This is a genomic window from Flagellimonas flava (genome assembly GCF_050617915.1).
Classification (GTDB): domain Bacteria; phylum Bacteroidota; class Bacteroidia; order Flavobacteriales; family Flavobacteriaceae; genus Flagellimonas; species Flagellimonas flava_A.
On the sequence record NZ_JBODQE010000003.1, the window covers coordinates 333574 to 356266 of the forward strand.

Sequence of the window (22693 nt, forward strand, 5' to 3'; positions counted from 1 at the left end):
ATGTCAAAGACCCTATTAAAGAATACCAAAGTTGTCAATGAAAACCAGATTTTTGAGACAGACATACTTTTGGATGGAGAATTGATTTCCCGAATTGATCCCGATATCTCGGACGAACATGCCCAGGTCATAGATTTAAAGGGCGACCTTTTGCTTCCAGGAATCATAGATGATCAGGTGCACTTTAGAGAGCCTGGTCTTACCCACAAAGGTTCCATTGCCACCGAAAGTAGGGCGGCCATAGCGGGCGGGATTACCACCTTCATGGAGCAACCCAATACCAATCCCCAGACCACAACAATTGAGAAACTGGAAGAAAAATTTGCCGTTGCGGCCAAGGATTCCTTTGCCAATTACTCCTTTCTGTTTGGGGGCACCAATAACAATCTGGAGGAATTGAAGCGTCTGGACAAAAATGCTTGCTCGGGAGTGAAGTTGTTTTTGGGTTCCTCAACGGGTAACATGTTAGTGGATAACGAAGAGGTTTTGGAAAAAATCTTTTCCAACACGGAAATGGTGATTTCTGCACATTGCGAGGATGAAGGCACCATTAGAGCCAATATGGCCCATTACACCCAGCAATATGGGGATGACATTCCCATAAAACTCCATCCCATTATCCGAAGTAGTGAAGCCTGTTATCTTTCCTCTTCAAAGGCTATTGCTTTGGCCAAGAAGACAGGGGCAAGACTTCATGTTTTCCATGTTTCCACAGGCGTGGAGACCGATTTGTTTACCAATACCATCCCCTTGGAAGACAAGAAAATCACGGCTGAGGTCTGCATTCATCATTTGTGGTTTTCAGATGAGGATTACGAAAAAAAGGGAACCTTGATCAAATGGAACCCTGCGGTCAAGACGGCCGCAGATAGGGAAAAACTCTGGGAAGCCCTGTTGGATGATCGGATTGACATTGTGGCCACGGACCATGCCCCGCATACCTTGGAAGAAAAGAACAACCCTTACACCAAAGCACCATCAGGAGGGCCACTGGTACAGCATGCTCTTTTGGCCATGTTGCAAAAGGAAGAGGAAGGCAAAATAGGCTTGGGAAAAATGGTGGAAAAAATGTGCCACAATCCAGCAAAGCTTTTTGATTTGGACCGAAGAGGTTTTATTCGGGAAGGATACTATGCCGATTTGGTACAAGTGAAGCGAAATTCACAAAATCCGGTTAAAAAATCCAATATTCTTTACAAATGTGGCTGGTCTCCGTTTGAAGGTGTTACTTTTGGTTCTGAAATAGTACGGACCTTTGTCAATGGGCATTTGGCATTTGACCAAGGTAATTTTAGCGCCGAACGCAAGGCTAAAAGGTTAACTTTCAATAGATGATAATGAAGCGTATGTTTCTTTGCTGCTTAGGGCTTCTACTGTTGGCATGTGGGGAAGCAGTTATTGATAAACCGGAAAACCTGATTCCCAAGGAAAAAATGGTTGAAATCTTCCATGATTTGGCATTGCTCAAAGCGGGAGGCGACAATTTGGAACCCATTCTGGAATACAAGGGAATCACCATCATGGACTACCTGTTTGATAAACACGGAATAGATAGTGTCCAGTTTGTGGAAAGTGATCTCTACTACGCTTCCGTACCCTTGGAATACCAGGCCATTTATGAAGAGGTGGATGCCATATTGGAGCGAAGAAAAAATGCTATGGAAGGGGTTACCAAGAAAAAGAATGACAGTGTGCGAAAAGCCCGAAAGCAAAATCGGGATTCCACCAACCTTTCTAAAGCTTCCAAAAAGGAGCAGGAAGTGAACTAGGATTTAAATTTCTCGCAACAAAAATCCAAGGTTTCATCCAGATTATCATAGGTAAAATCCAAGGCCCTTTTTATTTTGGTGTTGTTGTAGATTTCCCTCCTGTACATGCCCTTGACCATATTTTTTGTGAGTCGTCGCCTTTTCCCTCTAAGTTTGCTTCGCAATCCGTCCCAACGCCAAAACAGTTCCAGCATCCAAAAAGGGATGGGCTTGTCTGGATGGGTTACACCCAAACGATTACATATTCTTTTAAAAAATTCGGAGTAGGTTAGATTTTCATTCACTAAAATGAATCGTTCATTGTTGATGTCTGAATCCATCAAGTGGGTCATGGCCCTGGTGACATCATTGACCGAGACAAATCCGGTTCCTCCGGGAATAAAATGTCTTTTACCTTTTTTAGCATAGGTAAAGAAAGAACCGCTGCCCGATTTCCAAAAACCCGGGCCCAGAACCACTCCAGGGTTTACGACAACTACGGGCAAACCTTCCTGGCTTCCCCGCCAAACCTCCAGTTCGGCATCGTGCTTGGTAAGTCCATAGACCGAAACGTTGGCTTCGTTCCATTCATTTTCCTCGGTGGCCATCTTTCCCTTAACACTAGGGCCAATGGCAGCTATGGAACTCACATAACAGAGTTTTTTCACCCCGTTCGCAATACAAAGATTTACCATGTTGGCAGTGGCTTCGGAATTGGCTTGTATGAGCTGATCCAATTGCCTGGGATCAAAAGAGATCAATGCGGCACAGTGGTAGACATGGGTCACATCCTTGAAAGCCTTTTCCAATGTGCCTACATCGGTAATATCAGCTTGGACCCAAGTAATTTTGTCTAAAAGTGATTCTGGTTGGTCTGAGTAGTAATCAAATATCTTGGAGACTTTTTCCAAGGATTTTTGGTTACGATAGGTGGCTTTTACCGACTTTCCGTCTTGCACCAATTGGAATAGCAAATGGGAGCCTATTAAACCAGTACCTCCTGTAACCAAAATCATGGGATAAAAATACCTATTTGCATTGGATTTATTGAAGTAAGTAAGATCTTCATTTTATATTTGCAGCTATGCTTAAGCAATGGTAATGGAAAAGAATTTTGTGCAGGAACTGCAGTGGAGGGGAATGATTCATGATATAATGCCCGGAGCCGAGGAGCATTTGATGGAGGAAATGCAGGCTGCTTATGTAGGTATAGATCCAACAGCGGATTCCTTACATATTGGCCATTTGGTCAGTGTAATGATGCTGCGCCATTTTCAATTGGCCGGACATAAGCCCTTTGCTTTGGTTGGGGGAGCTACAGGAATGATTGGCGACCCGTCTGGAAAGTCTGCAGAGCGTAACCTTTTGGACGAAGCTACGCTTAGGCACAACCAAGAAGCCATCAAATCCCAATTGGGGAGATTTTTGGATTTTGATAGTGATGCGCCCAATGCTGCTGTCTTGGTAAACAACTATGACTGGATGAAGGATTTCTCATTCCTGGATTTCATCCGAGACGTGGGCAAGCACATCACCGTAAACTATATGATGGCCAAGGATTCTGTAAAAAAGAGACTTTCTTCCGATGCTAAAGAGGGCATGTCTTTTACGGAATTTACCTATCAATTGGTTCAAGGATACGACTTTTTATACTTGTACCAGCACCATAATTGCACCCTGCAGATGGGGGGCAGTGATCAATGGGGGAATATTACCACGGGAACCGAGCTGATCAGAAGGATTGGTGGCGGAAAAGGTTTTGCTTTGACCTGTCCTTTGATTACCAAGGCTGACGGCACCAAATTTGGAAAGACCGAAGGCGGGAATGTCTGGTTGGATGCCGAACGCACTTCTCCTTATAAGTTTTATCAGTATTGGTTGAACACCTCAGATGAAGATGCTGAGAAATACATTAAGATCTTCACCTTTTTGACCCAAAAGGAAATTGAAACGCTTGTGGAAAGCCATAAGCAAGAACCTCACTTGAGGGCCTTGCAAAAGAAATTGGCCGAGGAGATAACCACTATGGTCCACTCCAAAGAGGACTTGGAAAACGCTATCAAGGCCAGTAATATTCTTTTTGGAAAGTCCACTTCGGAGGACCTCAAAGCCTTGGATGAAAAAACATTCTTGGATGTATTTGATGGGGTTCCCCAAGCCACCGTTTCCAAAAGTGAGCTGACCCCTGGCTTGGATATGATTGGAGCCTTGGCAGCCAAGACGGGATTTTTGGGATCCAACGGGGAGGCACGCAGGGAATTGAAGCAGAATTCCATCTCCGTCAACAAACAAAAAGTAAAGGAAGGTTATTTGATTTCTGAAGAGGATCTTATCAATGGTAAATTTGTCATACTGCAAAGAGGAAGACGAAATTATTTTGTTCTTGTAGCAGAATAGGTCGCGCAACGTTCCACAATTTTTTCATCTTCTAAGGGAACAATTGCTTTAACGATGAAGAACGTCATATTTTTATTTCTAGTCCTTATGGTCTCAGGATGTACTTCGGATGATGATATCAATCCAAGTGATGACAAGTGGGTTTTGGACAATGTGGTCTGTTTTTGCTTTTTTGGGGAGGACTTTGATTTTAGTACACACACCATTCAGTTTAACGAAGAAACGCAAAGCGTGGTGATCGAAAATGATTCCGAGAATGAATTCATTGCCCCTGCGGGCACTTATACCTACACGGATAACAACGGCGTAATTGGTATTGAAGGTAGGGAATACACCTATGAAGAAGAGGGAGATACATTAACCCTAACATTTGTAGATGAGCCTTTGATTGCTGACGATGAGATTACCTACTATTATTCCAAAGACTAAAGGGCCATTAGGTTGCAGCCCCGAACATCAGAGTGGTCAAAACGGCCCAAAACCTCAAAAGACCCATCAGAAAAAGTTTTACCCAAATCCTGGGTCGCAATAAAGGAGCAGGAATTTATATTGGCCAAATCAATCACTTTTATTCCCCCAGTTTTTTGATGGGATTGCAAGCTCAGGGGGTCTTCTGTGTCCCGAGTCAGGATTTTCATCCATGGCGGGGTTTGGAAAATGCCATTGCCTTTGGAATAGGCCTGGGATAGTAATTCGGTCATCCCATATTCAGAATGTATGGAATCAACCTTAAAAGCATTTTTTAATATTCCATGTAATTCTTGCCGAATCAGTTCCTTTCTTCGTCCTTTCATTCCCCCGGTTTCCATTATGGTGGTGTGCTTTAGATACATCGGAAATTGTTCGGCCAAATCCAGCAGGGCAAAGGATACCCCAATGAGCAAAGTTTGGGTTCCTGTAGCTTCCAGTGCCATTAGTTTTTCTTTTAGTGTTGAAAGTTCATCAAGATAAAAACCACTATCAGGATGCTCTGATTTTGAAACCAAATCGTTGACCATATATACCAAGGACGAACCTTCTCTTTCCAAATAAGAGGGCAATAGGGCAAGAATGCAATAGGATTTCACATCGCCATAAAAAGCCTGAAACGCAGTACTAAAACTTTGCTTGTATAGACTTAAATCGGTGATATAATGTTTGCTGGTAGAACCAGCAGTGGTTCCGCTGCTTTCAAAAATGGCTTCAGCAGGATTATTGGAAGATGTGATGCTAAATGACTTAAAGAACTCGATAGGCAGGAAGGGGATGGCTGCGATGGAGTGCACCTTGTCCGGGGATTTGCCCAAATGTTCGCAATAGGTTCTGTAGACTTTGTTGTTTTGGTATTGAAATCCAAAAATTTCCAAGGTCAATGCCTCAAATTCCGCAGCGGTAGCAATTGAAAAAATACGTTGGGATAGCGAACTATTCATTGGGCCGTAAAAGTACCCAAAAAAAATGCCCTTCTAAAGAAGGGCGGTATAAGTTGCGGCTATTTAATGACCAGTTTTCGTGTCATGGTTTTTTTGTCTTCCGTCACTTGAAGTACATAAACACCTGGAACCAATCGGGATACGTTAAGTGTATTGGTGGAGATTCTGTCAGTTAGCACAACTTCGCCAAATACATCATAAATCTTAATCTGCTTGGTACCGTTGGTTGCAGTGGTAACATAGACCTCGTCCCCATAAACTGGGTTGGGATACATTTTAAATCCCTGAAGCTCCTGTACCTGTTCAGTGTTAACACTGACCAATTCCTGCCCGAAAGAGAAAAGAGGTAAAGCCATAATGAGAATAAAGTAGATTTTCTTCATACATGCTGATTTGGGTATAAGCAGTATAAAAGTAGATAAACAAGGCTATAATGGCTATAAAATGTTGTGAAACAAGGAAATGTGTTGGGAAAGTGGCTTATTTTGATGTGTGTCCGATGAAATGCAACCTAAAATAGGGGAAACTACTTGATAATGAGCTTTCTGGTAGCCACTTTATTATGCTCAAATACCCTTAGGATATACACTCCTTTATCCAGATTGGACAGGTTGAGTTCCTTTCCTAAAATAGTGGTTTGAAGTACTTGGGTGCCCAAAACGTCAAAAATGAGAATTTTCTTGGGTGCATTTTGGGTGGTCTCAATATAGACCTTGCCGTAAGTAACTGGATTGGGGTACAACTTAAACCCGTCAATATCTGAACCTGCTTGGGAACTCTGGGCGAATCCAAGGGAACAAACAAAAAAGAAAAAGACGAGGTAAAGGTGCTTCATAAAGTATTGGTTACAAAGGCTATGCCACAAATATAAATAAATTGGTATCCGATTGGGAATTGGCTAAGGAAAAAACCCACACTTTTCGATGAAGTGCAAAAAGAAGCCCCCGTAAGGGGGCTTTTTTAATAAAAACAAACTTTTGTCAAGACTTAAAAACCTGTGGTCCAGCCATCTGCCCAAGTGGGTTGATCGGCACCGTTCCCAGCTCCGGTATTATCACCTTCCACGATAAAATCTTGGTTGGCACCAACATAATCTGTTTGTGCAAATCCAGTCGCAGGGTTGGCAAACTGCATTGGGTCAATGGATAGGGCATCCGCCTCAATTCTAACAGCCGCCTCTGTATCAGTGTCTTTTACGGTTACTCCAAGATCCACTCCGCTAGTGTAGAAGTTGGTAATTGTAAAGTTTCCGCCTCCTTCTTTGAAGAATAGGGCTCCTTCGGTCACTGGTCCTACAACCGTAATGTTGCTCAATGTGGTTGTAGTCACGGGAGTGGCATCTCCATCATCTCCGTTATTGGAACCTTCAATACCTGCTTTTTGACCACCTGCGATGTACCAGTTGCTACCATTTCCTGTCCAACCATCAGCAAAGTCAACGGAATCATCTCCACTACCAATGGAAACCAAGTAGTTGCCGTTTACTGTACCGCCAAAGAACTCGATTCCGTCATCACCTCCATTAAAGGATTGTACGTATTCGAAAGTAGTACCGTTACCAACACCAAATAAGGAAACCCCGTTAAACTCCTTATCGTTGGAGAAAGTGGCACCCGTGTACTCCACTCTTAGGTATCGGATAGATCCTGAATTGTCATCAGCGACATTTCCACCATAGGTAAGATCACCCACCTCAGTAGTGATATCGTTTCCTTTGTTTGTAGGAGCATTCCCTGCGATTACCAAACCGCCCCAATCCCCAGGGGTAGGGGTTGTACTGGAAGAAGTCATTACAACTGGATTGTCAGCTTCCCCGTTGATGAAGATTTGAGCTCCTCTTTCAACTCCAATAAAGGCAGCAGTACCGCCAGCAGCTTTGATTGTAGTTCCGGCTGGTATAGTAAGGGAACCACCAGTTCTTACTACAAGACCACCTGTTAGCAAGTACTCAACAGCTGCATCAAGGGTAACGTCCCCTGAAATTTCACCGGCCAAGTTTTCCGTACCAGCTCCACTATTGTCCAATCCTGTTGTCCATCCTGCAGCCCAATTCGGAGAAGCAGCCCCGTTGCCAGCACCTGTGGCCACACCTTCTGTAAAGAAGTCGTTGGCGCCAGTATAGGTTGTTGCTTCAAAATCCGCTGGAGTATCAGAAAATTGGATGTTGGTAATGGTAAGATCACCATTGTCGATTCGGGCAATAGCCTGGGCATCTGTATCATTAACGCTTACCCCGATTTTGGCGTTGCTTACATAGAAGTTGTCGATGGTAAAGTTACCACCACCTTCTTTGAAGAACAAGGCACCTTCATCGTTGGTAGGACCAACAACCGTGATATTGCTCAACATGGTTGTGGTTACTGGAGTAGCATCACCATTATCTCCGTTGTTGGAACCTTCAATACCTGCTTTGGCACCACCGGAAATGTACCAGTTGCTACCATTTCCAGTCCATCCATCAGCAAAATCAATGGAATCATCACCACTACCGATGGACACCAAGAAGTCACCATCAACGGAACCACCAAAGAATTCAATACCGTCATCACCTCCGTTAAAGGACTGTACATATCTGAAAACAGTTCCAGAACCTACTCCAAACAAGGATACTCCGTTAAACTCCTTGTCATTGGAGAAAGTTGCACCGGTATACTCAACCCTTAGGTATTGGATAGATCCTGAATTGTCATCTGCAGTGCTACCACCGTAGGTCAAGTCACCCACTTCAGTAGTGATATCGGTTCCTTTGTTGGTTGGAGCATCTCCAGCAATAACCAATCCACCCCAGTCACCTGGAGCAGGATTAGCGGCGCCGGAAGTCATCACCACTGGATTGGAAGACGTACCGTTAATAAATATTTGGGCTCCTCTTTCAACACCGATAAAGGCAGCTGTACCACCAGCAGCTTTGATTGTTGTACCTGCAGGAATGGTCAAAGAAGACCCGGATTTAATAATGTAGGCATCGGTCAGGTTGTATTCCAAAGATGCATCCAAGGTAGTATCCGTGTTCACATCACCAGAAAGTTCTACGGCATTAACTGGGCATTCGTTGCAAGATGAACCTCCACAGTCCACTCCCGTTTCATCGCCATTTTGGATGTTGTCATTGCAAGTAGCCAAAATAGTGCTACTTCCTCCATCATCACTACTACAAGAGACCACGAAAGTCAGTGTAGAAAGGCCAAAAATGAATTTTAAAAGCGTTTTTTTCATTGTTTTAGTTTTTTTAGAAGTAAGTAATTGAGAATTTATATTTGGTCATTAATAAATTACACTTGGTCTTAGAATCTATAGGTCATGGATAACCTCAAATCGATTCCTTTTTTATACGTAAGGATGTCTACCTCTTCCTCCAACACACCACGTTCTACGAAAATGGGATCTATATTGCCACTGGCATTGTCTTGGTAGCGTTCCACGGATGGATCCAAAAGGTTCTTGGCGTTCAGGCCAAAGGTCAAATGCTTGTTCAACTGAAATTTGGTCACCAAATCCAAAGTGGGAACACCTCTATCAATAAGGTTGCCCCTACCTTCTGAACCAAGGGCAAATACCCGCTCCGAAAAGTAATTGAACGCCATGGTGGCCTGGAAATTTCTATCCTCCCGCAATTCAGTAAAGTAGCTTACATCGGCATTTACGATAAAGTCAGATGCTCCACTTAACTTGGTTTCTGTAAAAGTGGGTCTTACCGTAAATGTGGTTTCTTCCGCAATTTTATCGGGATCCAATTTTTGGTTGGTGTTCAAATAGGAGAAATTGGCACCAACTGTAAGGCTCTCAGAAAGGATGTTGTCCGCGGTTTCTTTTTCTATTTCGAAAAGTTGCTTTCGCACTTCAAGTTCAGCTCCTATGGCAGTTGCATTGTCCCCAGTATTGGCCCAACTGATGTCATTGGCAGCGGATGCTACCGTGATTTGGTTGATAGGGTCCTGGATGAAACGACCAAAAGCCGTTAAAGAAACCACCTCACTGGCGGATGGGAACAATTCCCATCGAACATCAAAATTGTAGTTGGTGGAACTTTGCAAATCTGGATTACCAAAGGAATCCTGGTTGACCTCTTCTTGAAACAAGAAAGGTGCTCTTTCCTTAAATTGGGGCAGCGTGTAGGTCTTACTTGCAGCCAATCTTAAGTTTTGTTTCTCGTTAAGGGCATATTTAAAGGAAACAGAAGGCAGTACCTCAAAGTTGTCCAATTCATTGCTGCCTTCCCCCTGGATTACCGTGCTCCAATTGATGGATTGGTTAATCTGTTCTCCTCGAATCCCGGCAAGCATGGTGAATTTGTCACTCACCTTATATTCGAAATTGAAGTAACCGGCATGGATGTCTTGACTACCATTATAGAACTGGGGCTCCAATGCACCTGCAAAGGAAAGAGGCCCTCTAAATGTTCTTATTTGATACAGCCCATTGACAAGGTTTTCCTGATTGAAGTAAGCATCAATGTTTCTAGGGTCCACCAAAGGTTGATCAATAGGATTGTTATTGGAATCCCTAAGCAAAATTTGGAAGTTGAACTGCTCTGCCTCAAAATCCACATCTTTGAACCTTCCACTATATCCCAAAGTTAACTTACCGTCAAAGTCATCATCCTCGTTGGCCTTGAACTTATAGGTAAGGGCCAGGTTCCCGGAAATCTCCTCCTCGTCCAAATCTTGGAAAAAACGGTGATTACTGGATGCTGCGGAAACCAAACGGAAAGATTTTGGCCCGTCAGGTTCACTATTGTTATCCGGAAGAACGGTGTTTTGTCTCCTGTCCGGCACTTTGTTGGCCAAAAAGTTATAGGCTGCTCCCCAGTTTACATCAAAGCGATTTCCAAATCCATGTTCGCCCAATAATTGGTGGACAAACAACGTATTTCTTTCAAAAGTGGCACGCTGAACAAAACCACCTCCTTGGGGCGCGTCATCTTCACGGTCTATGATTCCCTCAAACTCGTCCTGTCTTTGGGTTGAGGTGTTAAGGAACAAATAGTTGTACTTAATTGAGTGGTCTTTGTGCCTTAATCCCACATTACCCATTGCGGTGGTATTGGTGGAATATCGATAACCCACGTAATCGTACTCGGAGTTGGGCAGTGCCGTACCAATGTTTACCCCCCCATTGTTAATCCCTTCCCTGTATTGGAACCTATTACTGAATGACCCGGTTGCGAAGAAATTGATACGTGTATTTTCACCGATATTAAAACTGTTCCCACCTCTTATGGAGCCGCCAATGTTTGCGGGAGTTCCACCATCTTCACGATCCCAGCTTGTGGTAAAGTTGTAGTTGTTCAAAGGAAACTCTGGCGAATTTGTATTGTAGAACCCAGAGTAATTAGGACCTTCGTTTAAGTAGAAATCCTCTCCGGCAGCAACGGTGTTAATTCCAGATTGCAATCCTACTTCCAAGAAACCAGATCCGTTATAGTCTTTGGAAACAATATCTATGTTCGCACCGGCAAAATCTCCATAGTTATTTATACTATAGGTCTTATCAATACCGATGGATTGGACAATGCTTGTACCAAAAATGCCCAAATCGATGTTCTTTCTGGAAGGATCGTTGGATGGAAGTGGAAGACCATTCAAAGTGGTTACATTGTATCGGTCGCCCAAACCTCTAACAAAAACGTTTCCAGAACCTTCTTGCTTGGAAACTCCTGTGACTTTGGAAACGGCTGTGGCCACATCACCAACACCTTTTCTGGCCAATTCTTGCGCCCCTATGGAAGTTTTTATTTCCACCGCTCTTTTCTGATCTAAAAGCAACGCGGCCTCAGAATCCTGACGCGCAACGGTGGTTACCACCACTTCATCCAAGGCCAGGCCAGCAGATGCACTCATAGGGACATCAATATTGGTTACTTTGTCCGCTATAATTTCAACATTGGGGATTTCAACCGTTTCGTACCCCAGATAACTGAATATTACTGTGTAAGTTCCTGGCTCGATTCCAGAAATCTCATAAAGCCCATCAAAATCGGATGTGGTACCTTGAGTTGTACCTTTAATTAGCACATTTGCAAAGGCAAGTGGCTCGTTATTTAATTCTTTGTCTGTTAATTTACCCACGATGCTTCCCGTGGTCTCTTGCGCACTAATTTGTAATCCTACAAACAGTGTGAAAATCAATAAAATATATTTCATTAGGTATTAAATCTAGATGGCGCAAAGAAAGACCTGTGCTGTAAAAGCGATGTTACCCGCGTGTTAAGTGTTTTTTTGAAAATTGTTACAATAATGTTACCACATTAAATGAACGTTAAGCATTTATGCGGTTATAGTATTATCTTTACATTTGGATGAATAACATATTAAATACCATCCCATGAAAACCAAGGACATTAAGATATTACTCGTTGATGATGAGCCAGATATCCTGGAAATTGTGAGCTATAATCTTGCTGCTGAAGGGTACGAAGTCTTTACCGCCAAAAACGGTGTGGAAGGGGTGGCCAAGGCCAAAAAGAAAAACCCACATCTCATCATTTTGGATGTAATGATGCCTGAGATGGATGGTATTGAGGCCTGCGAGATAATCCGCAATACCCCAGGACTGGAAAACACCATTATCACCTTTTTGACGGCTCGTGGGGAAGATTACTCCCAAGTGGCTGGTTTTGATGCAGGAGCGGACGACTACATTACCAAGCCCATCAAACCAAAAGTTTTGGTAAGTAAGGTAAAAGCTCTTCTAAGAAGGTTGAAAGAGGAAAAAGCCGAAACCGAGGACATTGTCAAGGTGGGCAACATCATTATCAATCGGGAGGAATACAAGATCATCAATAAAGGGGAAGAGATCATTCTCCCAAGAAAGGAATTTGAACTACTGTCACTTTTAACCTCCAAACCAAGTAAGGTGTTCAAAAGGGAAGTGATTTTGGATAAGGTCTGGGGCAATGAAGTGGTTGTTGGCGGTAGAACCATAGATGTACATATAAGAAAGCTACGTGGAAAAATTGGGGATGAGCACTTTAAAACCGTTAAGGGCGTAGGGTATAAGTTTGTCCTATAATGGCCGTACAACTCAGGAAATCATTCACCTTTGCCATAAAATCCTCGCTGCTGATTACCCCAGTGCTCACATTGCTGTTCGGGGGGATTCTTTATTATTCAAATCAATTTAGCTGGTTACCCACAGTTCTCTTTGCGCTGTTGTGCTTTGTGGTATGCTTTTCCATTATACAGATAAGGGTGGAGCGATTTATTTACCGTAGAATCAAGAAAATCTACGATGATGTGTCCTTATTGGAGTCCACTTCCTTCTCATCCAAACCCGTGACCACCAGCATGAAAACCCTCACCCAGGAGATTGAAAAGTTTGCCCAGGACAAGAAAATCGAGATCGATACCTTAAAAATTAGGGAAGAATATCGCAAAGATTTCTTGGGGAACGTCTCCCACGAATTGAAAACCCCCCTGTTTACAGTGCAAGGTTACATCCTTACGCTTTTGGATGGCGCCATGAACGACAAAAAAATCAGGGAAAAATACTTGACCCGTGCCAATAAGGGAGTGGAAAGATTGATCTACATTGTTAAGGATTTGGATCTTATCACCAAGTTGGAGGTAGGAGATTTAAAACTGGAACGGGAGGATTTTGATATTATCGAACTCATTCAAAATGTGTTTGATCTTTTGGAAATGAAGGCGGCCCAAAAAGAGATAACACTCACTTTTGATATGGAATATACCGAGCCCATTTTTGTGAATGCGGATAAGGAGAAAATCCAGCAAGTGGTGAGCAATTTATTGGTCAATTCCATTAAATATGGTCACCCCAATGGAACCACGGAGGTGAGCGTGGAGAACTTGATCAAAAACAAGGTCATCATTCGAGTTACTGATAACGGGGAAGGAATCCCCAAACAGCATATTCCCAGACTATTTGAACGGTTTTATCGCGTGGACCAGAGTGGAAGTCGGAGCGAGGGCGGTTCAGGACTTGGCCTCTCCATCGTAAAGCACATCATTGAGGCGCATGACGAAAAAATTTATGTGGAAAGTGAAGTTGAGGTAGGTTCCGAGTTTTCCTTTACCTTGGAAAAAACGCTAAAGAGTTCGGAATAATTCACTGAAGTCTCAAATCGATTCAACCCTTCAAAATCTTCGATTTGATTTAGCATTTCCAATCTAAAATCATCCTGGGTGCAGCTCGGGGCCAATTGCTGTTTTTGCAAGCGTTTGGCTAAATAAACCTGCTCGTATTGTCCGGGAGTGGGAATAAAGAAGGCCTTTTTTTCCAGTTTGGCCAAATCCATCACGGTGGTATAACCTGACCTACATAACACTTTTTCACTTTGGTTCAGGGCAATTTGCAATTCGTTGCTCTGCATAAAATTGAACAAGCTAATCACACCTTTTTGGGTATGGATTTCCTCTTTGATCTGGACAGATTCAATTTTACCCTTGACAAATAACACCCTGCCTTCAAAACCTTGAAGTTCATTCAAGATTTTTTCCTCTAAAAATGAGCGTTGGGGCTCAGGGCCGGAGAGAAGAACCATAAGATCATACTTCATTTCCGTTTCCATTTTCTCAAACCGACTCAAAGGGCCTAAATAGGCCATGTTGAACTTCTCCTTTTTTAAGTGTCCCAATTTTCCGGTAAGATTCGGTTTGCCTTTTACATCGGGAACCCAGCACGCATCAAACTTTTTAATGACTTTCTGATGGGCTTTGGTGCTCATCCAGGTAGTGTTCCCGGACAGCACGTTAAGCTGATGGGTAATAAAAACACAAGGCACCTTTTTAAAGTAGGCCCCCATACGATTGTCCGAAATAATTCCATCCAACCCGTGTTCTTTTACCAATTTTTTCACGGCTTTTTTCTCCTTTGCCATAGCCTTGATGACCTTGGGGGAATCCCATATCATTTTAATTTTGAAATTCTTCCCTTTTTCGGCATAGGTAATGTTGTAGGAGGGCAGGGCAAAAGCGGGTAAATTAGGGAACTCCTTTTGTAACAAAGCCAGGGCTACACCGTCTGAAGCTATATAAGGTTGATGTCCTTCAGCCAATAACGCATTGATTATGGGAATGCATCTTGTGGCATGGCCAAGTCCCCAATTGAGCGGGGCCACCAAAATACGTTTGGAACTTTGCATGAATACAAAAAAATGAAACTTAATTTGCCTTTGGATTTCCTTAGTTTTGCCAAAACATTAAATTTTACCCAAACGTACCGTGGGAAGTAAAAACAAACTGAAACGCTTTAGGGAAAACGAGACTTTTTCCAACGTAATCCAACCCACTAGGGACGAAATTTTGGAGGGATTTGGATGGAAGGGAAAGTGGACATCCTTTTTTAAAAATGACAATCCAATTGTATTGGAATTGGGTTGTGGAAAGGGAGAATACACTGTTGAACTGGCTAAGCGAAATCCGAACAAAAACTTTATTGGGATTGACATAAAGGGGGCGCGTTTTTGGCGAGGTGCCAAAACAGCGATTCAAGAAGAAATACAAAATGTGGCCTTCCTACGCACCCAAATTGAATTGGTGGATCAACTATTTGGAGCACGTGAAGTGGACGAAATTTGGATTACATTTCCAGACCCGCAAATCAAATATAAGCGAACCAAGCATCGCATGACCAACCCGGAATTTTTAAAGAAATACGAGCAAATTTTGAGGCCTGGAGGACTATTGAACCTAAAGACGGATAGCGAGTTTATGCATGGTTATACCTTGGGACTTTTAAAGGGTCTTGGGCACGAAATTGTATATTCCAACCACGATGTTTACAAAAATGCAGGGAGTCCTGCAGAGGTAACTGAAATTCAAACATTCTATGAAAATCAGTATCTTGAAAAAGGAAAGCCAATAACCTACATCCAATTTAGGATCAACTAACCAATGACGCATATACTTATTCTTTTCTTTGCCACTTTTTCGGCGGCATTCATGGCAACGGTACCTCCTGGTTTGCTCAATATGAACGCGGCCAAGACCAGTGTTGAAAAAGGAAAGTTGAACGGGGTTATTTTTAGTCTGGGCGTTTCTTCCATGATCATGGTTCAGGCGTATATAGCCGTATTAATTTCCAAGTTTTTATATCGAAACCCCGAGGTAATTGACATACTTTTAAAGATTGCCATTCTTGTCTTTGCCTTTTTTGCGATTTACTTTTTTGTAGTGGCCAAAAGAAAAAAAGAGCAACAGCTCACGGATGTCAACCTGAGCAAAAAGAACAGCTTTTTTAAAGGGATACTATTGGCTGCACTTAATCTGTTGACCATCCCCTACTATAGTGGCCTTAATGCGATGTGGAACGAGGCTGGCTGGATCAAGTTTGAAGCCGCCGACATTGTGACCTTTGTTTTGGCAGCAGGGACAGGAACTTTTTCCGTTCTCTATTTGTATACCTTCTATTTTAATAAATTGGAACGCAAAACCAACCGCTTTTCAAGGAACTCCAATTATATTCTCAGCGCCTTAATGTTGGTTTTATTAGTGATTACCTTGTTTAGGATTTTTTACAAGTAGCACCATATTTCCCTTTGGTGGTTGCATTGGACCTTCTAAACCATTGTCAAGGTTTGTGTAATTTGTGTCAAACCATTTGAATATTGATCGTAATAATGATGGAAGAGAAAAACTTTTTTGACAAAGTATATGAAGTAGCCAGGCTGATTCCTTACGGAAGGGTAACATCCTACGGGGCTATCGCCAAATACTTAGGAGCTGCCCGTAGTGCTCGCATGGTGGGTTGGGCCATGAACAACTCTGGAGCCAAAGGTGTTCCTGCGCATAGAGTGGTAAACCGAGTTGGGGTACTTACAGGAAAACAGCATTTTGATGGAACCAACCTTATGCAACAACTTTTGGAGAATGAAGGCGTGGAGGTCAAGGACAACCAAATCGTGGAGTTTCAAAAGCACTTTTGGGATCCAGCCAAGGAACTGCTCTGATTCAAATAGCAATTTACAGTTAACAATTAACATCCAAAACACGGACATTACCCTTCACCATTTTGCCCTTTTCGTAAACCAAGTTCAAGTGCAAACTCAAGCTCAAAATACAAATGTTGATTTTTGACTGCTGAATTTGGATTTCACCCATCACCCATCACGCGTTTTCCACTTTTCATTTTCCACTTCCCATTTTCCACTTTCAATTTATCATTTCCCATCAGCTATTAATCCTACCTATTCCACCATCTTTAATTTCAATGTGCAAACTTCTTAGTCTAAGCGCCATGGCGTATCTTTGTAATTTAGAATCAGTTTAAGCGACTGCAATCAAAATAAGAGCAATGAAGTTGAAAAAAGCGGACATACTTAAGGCTTTGGAACTGATATCTGCTCCTGGAGAGGGACAGAATCTGGTGGAGAGTGGTGCCGTTACCAATGTCCAGGTTTTTGGTGATGAGGTAGAGGTAGATGTCACCATAAAGAACCCAAGTCTTCAGGCAAGAAAGAAAACGGAGGTAGAGATACTGAAGACCATTCATAAAGAGGTTTATGAAAAGGCTAAAATTAAAATCAACCTAAAGGTTGATGCCCCTGCTAAACCCAAGGTCAATCAAATTAAAGGGAATCCAATTCCCGGAATCCAGAACATAATTGCGGTAGCCTCTGGCAAAGGAGGTGTTGGAAAATCCACTGTTACCGCTAATTTGGCCGTGACATTGGCCAAAATGGGATTCAAGGTGGGGCTTTTGGATACGGATATTTATGGGCCTTCCATGCCTATTATGTTTGATGTGGCCACGGAAAAACCACTTTCCATAAATGTTGATGGCAAGAACAAGATGAAACCCATAGAAAATTACGGGGTCAAGCTTTTGTCAATCGGCTTTTTTACCCAGCCCAACCAAGCTGTGATATGGCGAGGTCCCATGGCGTCCAAAGCGTTGAACCAAATGATTTTTGATGCCCACTGGGGCGAGTTGGATTTTCTGCTCTTGGACCTCCCTCCGGGAACAGGGGACATACATTTAAGTATCATGCAATCGCTTCCAGTCACTGGTGCGGTTGTGGTAAGTACGCCACAAGAAATTGCACTTGCCGATGCTAGAAAAGGAGTGGCGATGTTCCAACAAGAGGCCATCAATGTACCTGTACTGGGAATCGTGGAAAATATGGCCTACTTTACCCCTGCCGAGCTCCCTAATAACAAATATCATATCTTTGGTAAGAATGGTGCCAAGAATTTGGCAGAAGACTTGGATGTCAAGTTTCTAGGGGAGATTCCCTTGGTTCAAAGTATTCGGGAAGCAGGTGATGTTGGAAGACCCGCAGCGATGCAGACGGCTACGCCAATAGAGGAATCCTTTGAGGAATTGACAAAAAATGTGGTACGGGAATTAGTGAGTAGGAACACCGATCTTCCACCCACAGAAGCAATCAAGATTACAACAATGGCGGGTTGTGCTGCCGTTAAAAAGAAATGAGCATGACATCGGAAGAAATAAAAAACAACGTTGAAAAAGCTTTGGACGAGATAAGACCGTTCTTGCAAAGTGATGGGGGTGATATTTCGTTGATTTCCATAGACAATGATAGTTTGGTGAAGGTGAAGCTTGAAGGAAATTGCATAGGTTGCAGTGTCAACCAAATGACCTTGAAAAGTGGTGTGGAAATGACCATTAAAAAGTATGCCCCGCAGATTGAGGAAGTCATTAATGTAGGCTAAGCTGATAGAAGTCATGTTTCTTCTCTTCCCTAAACCCTAAGTTGCACGGATATCCAAATACCATTACTGAATGATTAAAACCGATATATTGATTATTGGGGCTGGACCTACGGGTCTTTTTACTGTTTTTGAAGCAGGCTTGTTACAACTTAAATGCCATTTGATTGATGCGCTTCCGCAGCCAGGGGGGCAATGCGCGGAAATTTATCCCAAAAAACCCATTTATGATATTCCGGGCTTTCCAGAGGTGTTGGCCGGAGAATTGGTGGATAATCTTATGGACCAAATCGCGCCGTTTCAGCCTGGATTTACCCTAGGTGAAAGGGCGGACAAAATTGAGAAACTGGATGACGGCACATTTGTGGTCACTACCAATAAAGGAACCCAACATAATGCACCAGTGGTAGCCATAGCTGGTGGATTGGGAAGCTTTGAACCCCGAAAACCCCTATTGGAAAATCTTTCAAAATTTGAGGATAATGGCGTTGCCTATATGATCAAGGAACCGGAGGTTTATCGGGACAAAAAGGTGTTGATTGCAGGAGGTGGCGATTCGGCATTGGACTGGTCCATTTTCTTGGCAGATGTGGCATCCGAAGTTACCCTCGTCCATAGACGTAATGAATTTAGAGGCGCCCTGGATTCCGTGGAAAAAGTACAGCAATTAAAAAATCAGGGAAAAATCAATTTGATAACCCCAGCTGAAGTGATTGAACTGCGAGGTGATGACAGATTGAATGGGGTAGTTGTTAGAAAAACTGATAATTCAGAAGAAATTGAACTAGCGGTGGATAATTTTATTCCCCTTTTTGGACTTTCCCCTAAATTGGGCCCTATTTCGGAATGGGGATTGGAAATTGAGAAAAATGCCATTAAAGTGGACAACACCTTGGATTACCAGACCAACATTCCTGGAATCTATGCTATCGGGGATATCAATACCTATCCGGGAAAGCTCAAATTAATTTTATGCGGATTCCATGAGGCTACCCTAATGTGCCAGAGTGCTTATCAGAGGATTTATCCAGATAAAAAGTATGTAATGAAATATACCACGGTGGGTGGCGTTACAGGTTTTGATGGAAGTAAAAAAGAAGCACCAAAGGCGGTTGTCAAAGCTATTGAATAAGAATGTCAGATATTAAGATTAAGATTACTGATCGAGATGGAGTACTGCACGAGGTAGACGCTCCAACAGATATGAACATGAACCTTATGGAAGTGGTTCGCTCCTACGAACTTGCTCCGGAAGGAACCATTGGTATTTGCGGAGGAATGGCCATGTGTGCCTCATGCCAATGCTATGTAAAATCGGATCACGATTTACCTGAAAAATCAGATGACGAAGATGCCATGTTGGCGGAGGCCTTCTTTGTAGAGGACAACAGCCGATTGGGATGTCAAATCCATATTACCCCGGAACTTGAAGGTTTGGAGGTAGAACTCGCCCCCGAGGAAGCATAGCTCCAATCATTTTATTTGTTTTTGTAGGTAATTAAACATTTCCGCATTCAGTCTTTGGTCTAAAAGCGATGCGGTCTTGGGTCTAAAATCTTATTTCAAATTCTAGCTTGATAGGTAAAGAGGTTGTAATACCTTCCTTCCGCAGCAATAAGTTCTTCGTGGGTGCCTTGTTCCATGATATGTCCGTTCTCTATCACTAAAATCTGATCCGCTTTTCGAATAGTGCTCAAACGGTGGGCAATCACAAATGTGGTTCTTCCTTTGGTAAGCTCTGCCAAACTTTTTTGGATCAAGGCTTCGGATTCGGTGTCCAAGCTGGAAGTGGCCTCGTCCAAAATCAAAATTTTCGGGTCGGCCAACACGGCTCTGGCAATGGCAATACGCTGCCGCTGCCCTCCAGAGAGTTTTACGCCGCGTTCCCCAATGAGGGTATCCAAGCCTTCATCAAAACGATCGGTAAATTCATCCACATAGGCTGCTTTAACGGCATTTTGCAGATCAGATTCAGCAGCGTTGGGTCTTGGAAAAAGAATGTTTTCCCGAATGGTGCCCTCGAACAAAAAATCGTCTTGGAGAACAACCCCTAAGTGTTGCCTAAAACTTGTAAGGTCTACTTTGGACAAAACCTTTCCATCTATGGTAATGGTTCCTGAATCTGGATTCAGAAAACTGGCCGCCAGCCCAGCTATAGTCGACTTACCAGAACCCGAACTGCCCACCAAGGCAATGACCTGTCCAGGTTTCACCTCAAAACTAATATTGTGCAAAACCTCCTTCTCCTCTTCATAGGAAAAGGACACATTTCTAAAATTCATGTGACCAACTATTGACCCCAGTTGAATCACCCTTTGCCCAAGCTGGGATTCCTCGTCGGTATTCATGAGCTCTTCGGTGCGATCTAAGCCTGCCAGGGCCTCGGTCAATTGACTTCCAATATTGCTCATTTGAACTATGGGCGCGATCATCAATCCCAACAGCACCGTAAATTCTACAAATTGACCTATGGTTAGGGTGCCTTCAATAATTTTATACCCGCCAAAACCCATTACGCTGGTGGTGGCCACTCCCAACAAAAAGGTAGAGGAACTGGTCATAAAGGCCGTTGTGGTCAAACTCTTCTTCACATTTTGGTACAAGCGATCTACTCCGGCTTCAAAAACTTCATGCTCTTGATTTTCTGCATTAAATCCCTTAATGACCCTAATACCCCCCAAAGTTTCCGTGAGTCGACCTTTTACTTCGGCATTTATTTTTCCTCGATCCCTAAAAATGGGTCGAATGATTTTAAATGCCTTTAAGGCGATGACTGCAAAGATGATAAGCGGAATAAAAGTGAACAAGGTCATATAGACATCGATATCCAATAGAAGAATCAAAGAAACAACAGCTGTGATCACACCACCAACCAATTGTACCAACCCTGTTCCAACAAGGTTTCGTACCCCCTCAACGTCGGACATGATACGCGAAACCAATGCCCCTGATTTGGTATTATCAAAAAATCGGATGGGAAGAGCCAAGACCTTTTTTTGAACCTGGGCCCTCAACTCACTGATCAAATATTGCGCCTGCACGCTTAAGATGCGCGTCAATAAAAATGAGGTTACGGATTGCACAAAAATGGCCAACATCACCCCTGCAACAAGGTACTTGAGCATATCAATATCTTTATTGACAATGACATCATCTATCAAATACTTGGAAGCAATGGGCGCTACAAAACTGGCCGCTTTGCTGAGTGCAATCAAAAGCAATCCAATGAAAACCAGATTCCGCTTGGGCCAAATGATGGTCTTGAAAGCGGTGAGGATACTTACTTTTTTATCTGACATTTTAAGAATTAAAGTCAATGCAAGTTAACTGAATTTGTACCAGTATCTTAAAGCGTTAAAAAAGAATTAACGCCAAAGCTCTTAACCGCTGAACATATAGTATATTTAAATATTTCAAGTACGTATTTATGGCATTGAAACACACCATGATAGGGCTAATTTTCTTTGTTTCCCTGTGTTGTTCTGCCCAGCAAAATTATCTGGAACTCAATCAGATTGTTACGGATAGTGCAGGAATTTTTACATCTCAGGAAATTGAGGGACTAAAGGCTAAGCTCACCAACTTTGAATCAGAGACGAGCCATCAGTTGGTGGTATTGACCATTGAGGAATTGGGATACGAAACCATTGAGGAATACGCCTACGGAACTTTCAATCGGAACAAACTGGGCCAAAAAGATAAGGATAATGGCATTCTGATCGTCTTTGCAAAAAATGACCGCCAGGTTAGAATTGAAGTGGGTTATGGATTGGAGCCTTACATTACCGATGCCGTTGCCTCAAGGATTATTAGAAATACCATGATACCCGAGTTTAAAATGGAGAACTATTTTACTGGGATAGATCTTGCTACGAATCAAATCATCACCTTTTTGAATGAACCAGAGGCTCTTGAGGAATTTAAGCAGGAAATAGCTTCGGAAGGAGATATCAATGGCTGGGTAAAGCTCTTCATGGGTCTATTTTTATCCATATTTGTTGCTGCAGGAGGTTTTCTTTTTTACAGGTCTTATACAGGGATTGTGGAAATGTTTCGGGGCATGATGATTGGAAAATTGGGTCTGTTACAAGGGATTTTCATGGTGCTTTTTGGGATGATTCCCATGTTGTTTGCCTCGGTGTTTGTTGGTATGCCTTTGTTTTTTGCCACTATGATTTTCGATATGGGAATCCATTGGGAGGAACATGAAAATTTGTTGGATGATTTATCTTGGGTGTATTGGATTATCGGAGGCTTTTTTCTTCTTACATTGGCACTGGCGTTGCTCAAGATACTGTTTAAGGGCAAGGAGGAGTTTAAACTTTCCTTGTACAAGAACGACCCAACCTATATGAGGAAGACATTTTCGTCATCTGGCTCCCATTCCTTTGGATCCAGTTCTGGGTCTTCCTTTGGAAGTTCCAGTAGCTTTTCAGGGGGAGGAGGCAGCTCAGGGGGCGGTGGCGCCAGTGGAAGTTGGTAACAGCAAGTCAAGTTTGACACA

General features: G+C 42.8%; 22 protein-coding genes. 14 read left to right on the forward strand and 8 right to left on the reverse strand.

What is annotated here, in order from left to right; translation table 11 throughout:
* Both ACRHOZ_RS10110 and ACRHOZ_RS10115 read left to right on the forward strand, forming a co-directional pair.
* Entirely contained in the window at nt 1-1335 is a 1335-nt protein-coding gene (locus ACRHOZ_RS10110; protein WP_431125255.1) for a dihydroorotase, read from the forward strand.
* Between the two features lie 2 nt (nt 1336-1337).
* Entirely contained in the window at nt 1338-1769 is a 432-nt protein-coding gene (locus ACRHOZ_RS10115; protein WP_431125256.1) for a DUF4296 domain-containing protein, read from the forward strand.
* Here the strand turns inward: ACRHOZ_RS10115 and ACRHOZ_RS10120 are convergent.
* Nucleotides 1766-2764: an NAD-dependent epimerase/dehydratase family protein gene (locus ACRHOZ_RS10120; RefSeq protein WP_431125258.1), complete on the reverse strand. Its 999-nt coding sequence runs from the start codon at nt 2762-2764 to the stop codon at nt 1766-1768. The genes ACRHOZ_RS10115 and ACRHOZ_RS10120 overlap by 4 nt on opposite strands.
* 85 nt (nt 2765-2849) lie before the next feature.
* On the opposite strand from ACRHOZ_RS10120, the gene tyrS reads away from it, so the two are divergent.
* Complete coding sequence (gene tyrS, locus ACRHOZ_RS10125; RefSeq protein ID WP_431125260.1) at nt 2850-4145, forward strand: tyrosine--tRNA ligase; 1296 nt, start codon at nt 2850-2852, stop codon at nt 4143-4145.
* 54 nt (nt 4146-4199) lie between these two features.
* Nucleotides 4200-4574, forward strand: coding sequence for a hypothetical protein (locus tag ACRHOZ_RS10130; protein ID WP_431125262.1), 375 nt, complete (start codon nt 4200-4202; stop codon nt 4572-4574).
* Here ACRHOZ_RS10130 and ACRHOZ_RS10135 read toward each other — a convergent pair.
* The 5 genes from ACRHOZ_RS10135 to ACRHOZ_RS10155 all read right to left on the reverse strand — a co-directional run bounded on the left by ACRHOZ_RS10135 (nt 4571) and on the right by ACRHOZ_RS10155 (nt 11700).
* Nucleotides 4571-5557 (reverse strand): acyl transferase, encoded by a 987-nt coding sequence (locus tag ACRHOZ_RS10135; RefSeq protein ID WP_431125264.1) that lies wholly within the window; start codon nt 5555-5557, stop codon nt 4571-4573. The genes ACRHOZ_RS10130 and ACRHOZ_RS10135 overlap by 4 nt on opposite strands.
* Before the next feature lie 59 nt (nt 5558-5616).
* Nucleotides 5617-5940 (reverse strand): T9SS type A sorting domain-containing protein, encoded by a 324-nt coding sequence (locus ACRHOZ_RS10140; protein WP_138837602.1) that lies wholly within the window; start codon nt 5938-5940, stop codon nt 5617-5619.
* Nucleotides 5941-6083: 143 nt separating this feature from the next.
* Nucleotides 6084-6392: a T9SS type A sorting domain-containing protein gene (locus ACRHOZ_RS10145; protein ID WP_138837605.1), complete on the reverse strand. Its 309-nt coding sequence runs from the start codon at nt 6390-6392 to the stop codon at nt 6084-6086.
* 152 nt (nt 6393-6544) lie between these two features.
* On the reverse strand, nt 6545-8773 hold the full coding sequence (locus tag ACRHOZ_RS10150; RefSeq protein WP_431125267.1) for a hypothetical protein: 2229 nt from the start codon (nt 8771-8773) through the stop codon (nt 6545-6547).
* Nucleotides 8774-8841: 68 nt separating this feature from the next.
* Nucleotides 8842-11700: a TonB-dependent receptor domain-containing protein gene (locus ACRHOZ_RS10155; protein ID WP_431125269.1), complete on the reverse strand. Its 2859-nt coding sequence runs from the start codon at nt 11698-11700 to the stop codon at nt 8842-8844.
* A 181-nt stretch (nt 11701-11881) separates the two neighbouring features.
* Between ACRHOZ_RS10155 and ACRHOZ_RS10160 the strand changes: the two genes are divergently transcribed.
* The gene (locus tag ACRHOZ_RS10160; RefSeq protein WP_420401047.1) at nt 11882-12568 is read left to right on the forward strand and encodes a response regulator transcription factor; all 687 of its coding nucleotides are present in this window, start codon (nt 11882-11884) and stop codon (nt 12566-12568) included.
* Nucleotides 12568-13623, forward strand: coding sequence for a sensor histidine kinase (locus ACRHOZ_RS10165; RefSeq protein ID WP_431125271.1), 1056 nt, complete (start codon nt 12568-12570; stop codon nt 13621-13623). Before ACRHOZ_RS10160 ends, ACRHOZ_RS10165 begins: the two co-directional genes overlap by 1 nt.
* Here ACRHOZ_RS10165 and ACRHOZ_RS10170 read toward each other — a convergent pair.
* Nucleotides 13548-14660 (reverse strand): glycosyltransferase, encoded by a 1113-nt coding sequence (locus tag ACRHOZ_RS10170; protein ID WP_431125273.1) that lies wholly within the window; start codon nt 14658-14660, stop codon nt 13548-13550. The genes ACRHOZ_RS10165 and ACRHOZ_RS10170 overlap by 76 nt on opposite strands.
* Before the next feature lie 79 nt (nt 14661-14739).
* On the opposite strand from ACRHOZ_RS10170, the gene trmB reads away from it, so the two are divergent.
* The 7 genes from trmB (at nt 14740) to ACRHOZ_RS10205 (ending at nt 19656) form a co-directional block, all read left to right on the forward strand.
* Nucleotides 14740-15408 carry a tRNA (guanosine(46)-N7)-methyltransferase TrmB gene (gene trmB, locus ACRHOZ_RS10175; protein ID WP_431125275.1) on the forward strand — a complete coding sequence of 223 codons (669 nt, stop codon included), beginning with the start codon at nt 14740-14742 and terminating at the stop codon, nt 15406-15408.
* A gap of 3 nt (nt 15409-15411) precedes the next feature.
* Nucleotides 15412-16041, forward strand: a complete 630-nt coding sequence (locus ACRHOZ_RS10180) for a LysE family transporter (RefSeq protein ID WP_420401043.1) — start codon at nt 15412-15414, stop codon at nt 16039-16041.
* Nucleotides 16042-16139: 98 nt separating this feature from the next.
* Complete coding sequence (locus tag ACRHOZ_RS10185; protein ID WP_431125667.1) at nt 16140-16466, forward strand: MGMT family protein; 327 nt, start codon at nt 16140-16142, stop codon at nt 16464-16466.
* A 344-nt stretch (nt 16467-16810) separates the two neighbouring features.
* Nucleotides 16811-17950 (forward strand): P-loop NTPase, encoded by a 1140-nt coding sequence (locus ACRHOZ_RS10190; protein WP_431125277.1) that lies wholly within the window; start codon nt 16811-16813, stop codon nt 17948-17950.
* 2 nt (nt 17951-17952) lie between these two features.
* Nucleotides 17953-18192 carry a NifU family protein gene (locus ACRHOZ_RS10195; RefSeq protein ID WP_422349232.1) on the forward strand — a complete coding sequence of 80 codons (240 nt, stop codon included), beginning with the start codon at nt 17953-17955 and terminating at the stop codon, nt 18190-18192.
* 70 nt (nt 18193-18262) lie between these two features.
* Complete coding sequence (locus ACRHOZ_RS10200) at nt 18263-19321, forward strand: NAD(P)/FAD-dependent oxidoreductase (protein WP_431125280.1); 1059 nt, start codon at nt 18263-18265, stop codon at nt 19319-19321.
* Nucleotides 19322-19323: 2 nt separating this feature from the next.
* Nucleotides 19324-19656 (forward strand): ferredoxin, encoded by a 333-nt coding sequence (locus ACRHOZ_RS10205; protein WP_422349230.1) that lies wholly within the window; start codon nt 19324-19326, stop codon nt 19654-19656.
* A 95-nt stretch (nt 19657-19751) separates the two neighbouring features.
* On the opposite strand, the gene ACRHOZ_RS10210 is transcribed toward ACRHOZ_RS10205, so the two are convergent.
* On the reverse strand, nt 19752-21488 hold the full coding sequence (locus ACRHOZ_RS10210; RefSeq protein WP_431125282.1) for an ABC transporter ATP-binding protein: 1737 nt from the start codon (nt 21486-21488) through the stop codon (nt 19752-19754).
* Between the two features lie 128 nt (nt 21489-21616).
* On the opposite strand from ACRHOZ_RS10210, the gene ACRHOZ_RS10215 reads away from it, so the two are divergent.
* Nucleotides 21617-22672, forward strand: coding sequence for a TPM domain-containing protein (locus tag ACRHOZ_RS10215; RefSeq protein ID WP_431125284.1), 1056 nt, complete (start codon nt 21617-21619; stop codon nt 22670-22672).
* The last annotated feature ends 21 nt before the right edge of the window (nt 22673-22693 follow it).

What these genes read in the sequence shown, in the direction of transcription:
- ACRHOZ_RS10110 (WP_431125255.1), top strand. Translation starts at nt 1, where the DNA reads ATGTCAAAGACCCTATTAAAGAATACCAAAGTTGTCAATGAAAACCAG.
- ACRHOZ_RS10115 (WP_431125256.1), top strand. Translation starts at nt 1,338, where the DNA reads ATGAAGCGTATGTTTCTTTGCTGCTTAGGGCTTCTACTGTTGGCATGT.
- ACRHOZ_RS10120 (WP_431125258.1), bottom strand. Translation starts at nt 2,764, where the DNA reads ATGATTTTGGTTACAGGAGGTACTGGTTTAATAGGCTCCCATTTGCTA.
- tyrS (WP_431125260.1), top strand. Translation starts at nt 2,850, where the DNA reads ATGGAAAAGAATTTTGTGCAGGAACTGCAGTGGAGGGGAATGATTCAT.
- ACRHOZ_RS10130 (WP_431125262.1), top strand. Translation starts at nt 4,200, where the DNA reads ATGAAGAACGTCATATTTTTATTTCTAGTCCTTATGGTCTCAGGATGT.
- ACRHOZ_RS10135 (WP_431125264.1), bottom strand. Translation starts at nt 5,557, where the DNA reads ATGAATAGTTCGCTATCCCAACGTATTTTTTCAATTGCTACCGCTGCG.
- ACRHOZ_RS10140 (WP_138837602.1), bottom strand. Translation starts at nt 5,940, where the DNA reads ATGAAGAAAATCTACTTTATTCTCATTATGGCTTTACCTCTTTTCTCT.
- ACRHOZ_RS10145 (WP_138837605.1), bottom strand. Translation starts at nt 6,392, where the DNA reads ATGAAGCACCTTTACCTCGTCTTTTTCTTTTTTGTTTGTTCCCTTGGA.
- ACRHOZ_RS10150 (WP_431125267.1), bottom strand. Translation starts at nt 8,773, where the DNA reads ATGAAAAAAACGCTTTTAAAATTCATTTTTGGCCTTTCTACACTGACT.
- ACRHOZ_RS10155 (WP_431125269.1), bottom strand. Translation starts at nt 11,700, where the DNA reads ATGAAATATATTTTATTGATTTTCACACTGTTTGTAGGATTACAAATT.
- ACRHOZ_RS10160 (WP_420401047.1), top strand. Translation starts at nt 11,882, where the DNA reads ATGAAAACCAAGGACATTAAGATATTACTCGTTGATGATGAGCCAGAT.
- ACRHOZ_RS10165 (WP_431125271.1), top strand. Translation starts at nt 12,568, where the DNA reads ATGGCCGTACAACTCAGGAAATCATTCACCTTTGCCATAAAATCCTCG.
- ACRHOZ_RS10170 (WP_431125273.1), bottom strand. Translation starts at nt 14,660, where the DNA reads ATGCAAAGTTCCAAACGTATTTTGGTGGCCCCGCTCAATTGGGGACTT.
- ACRHOZ_RS10180 (WP_420401043.1), top strand. Translation starts at nt 15,412, where the DNA reads ATGACGCATATACTTATTCTTTTCTTTGCCACTTTTTCGGCGGCATTC.
- ACRHOZ_RS10185 (WP_431125667.1), top strand. Translation starts at nt 16,140, where the DNA reads ATGGAAGAGAAAAACTTTTTTGACAAAGTATATGAAGTAGCCAGGCTG.
- ACRHOZ_RS10190 (WP_431125277.1), top strand. Translation starts at nt 16,811, where the DNA reads ATGAAGTTGAAAAAAGCGGACATACTTAAGGCTTTGGAACTGATATCT.
- ACRHOZ_RS10195 (WP_422349232.1), top strand. Translation starts at nt 17,953, where the DNA reads ATGACATCGGAAGAAATAAAAAACAACGTTGAAAAAGCTTTGGACGAG.
- ACRHOZ_RS10200 (WP_431125280.1), top strand. Translation starts at nt 18,263, where the DNA reads ATGATTAAAACCGATATATTGATTATTGGGGCTGGACCTACGGGTCTT.
- ACRHOZ_RS10205 (WP_422349230.1), top strand. Translation starts at nt 19,324, where the DNA reads ATGTCAGATATTAAGATTAAGATTACTGATCGAGATGGAGTACTGCAC.
- ACRHOZ_RS10210 (WP_431125282.1), bottom strand. Translation starts at nt 21,488, where the DNA reads ATGTCAGATAAAAAAGTAAGTATCCTCACCGCTTTCAAGACCATCATT.
- ACRHOZ_RS10215 (WP_431125284.1), top strand. Translation starts at nt 21,617, where the DNA reads ATGGCATTGAAACACACCATGATAGGGCTAATTTTCTTTGTTTCCCTG.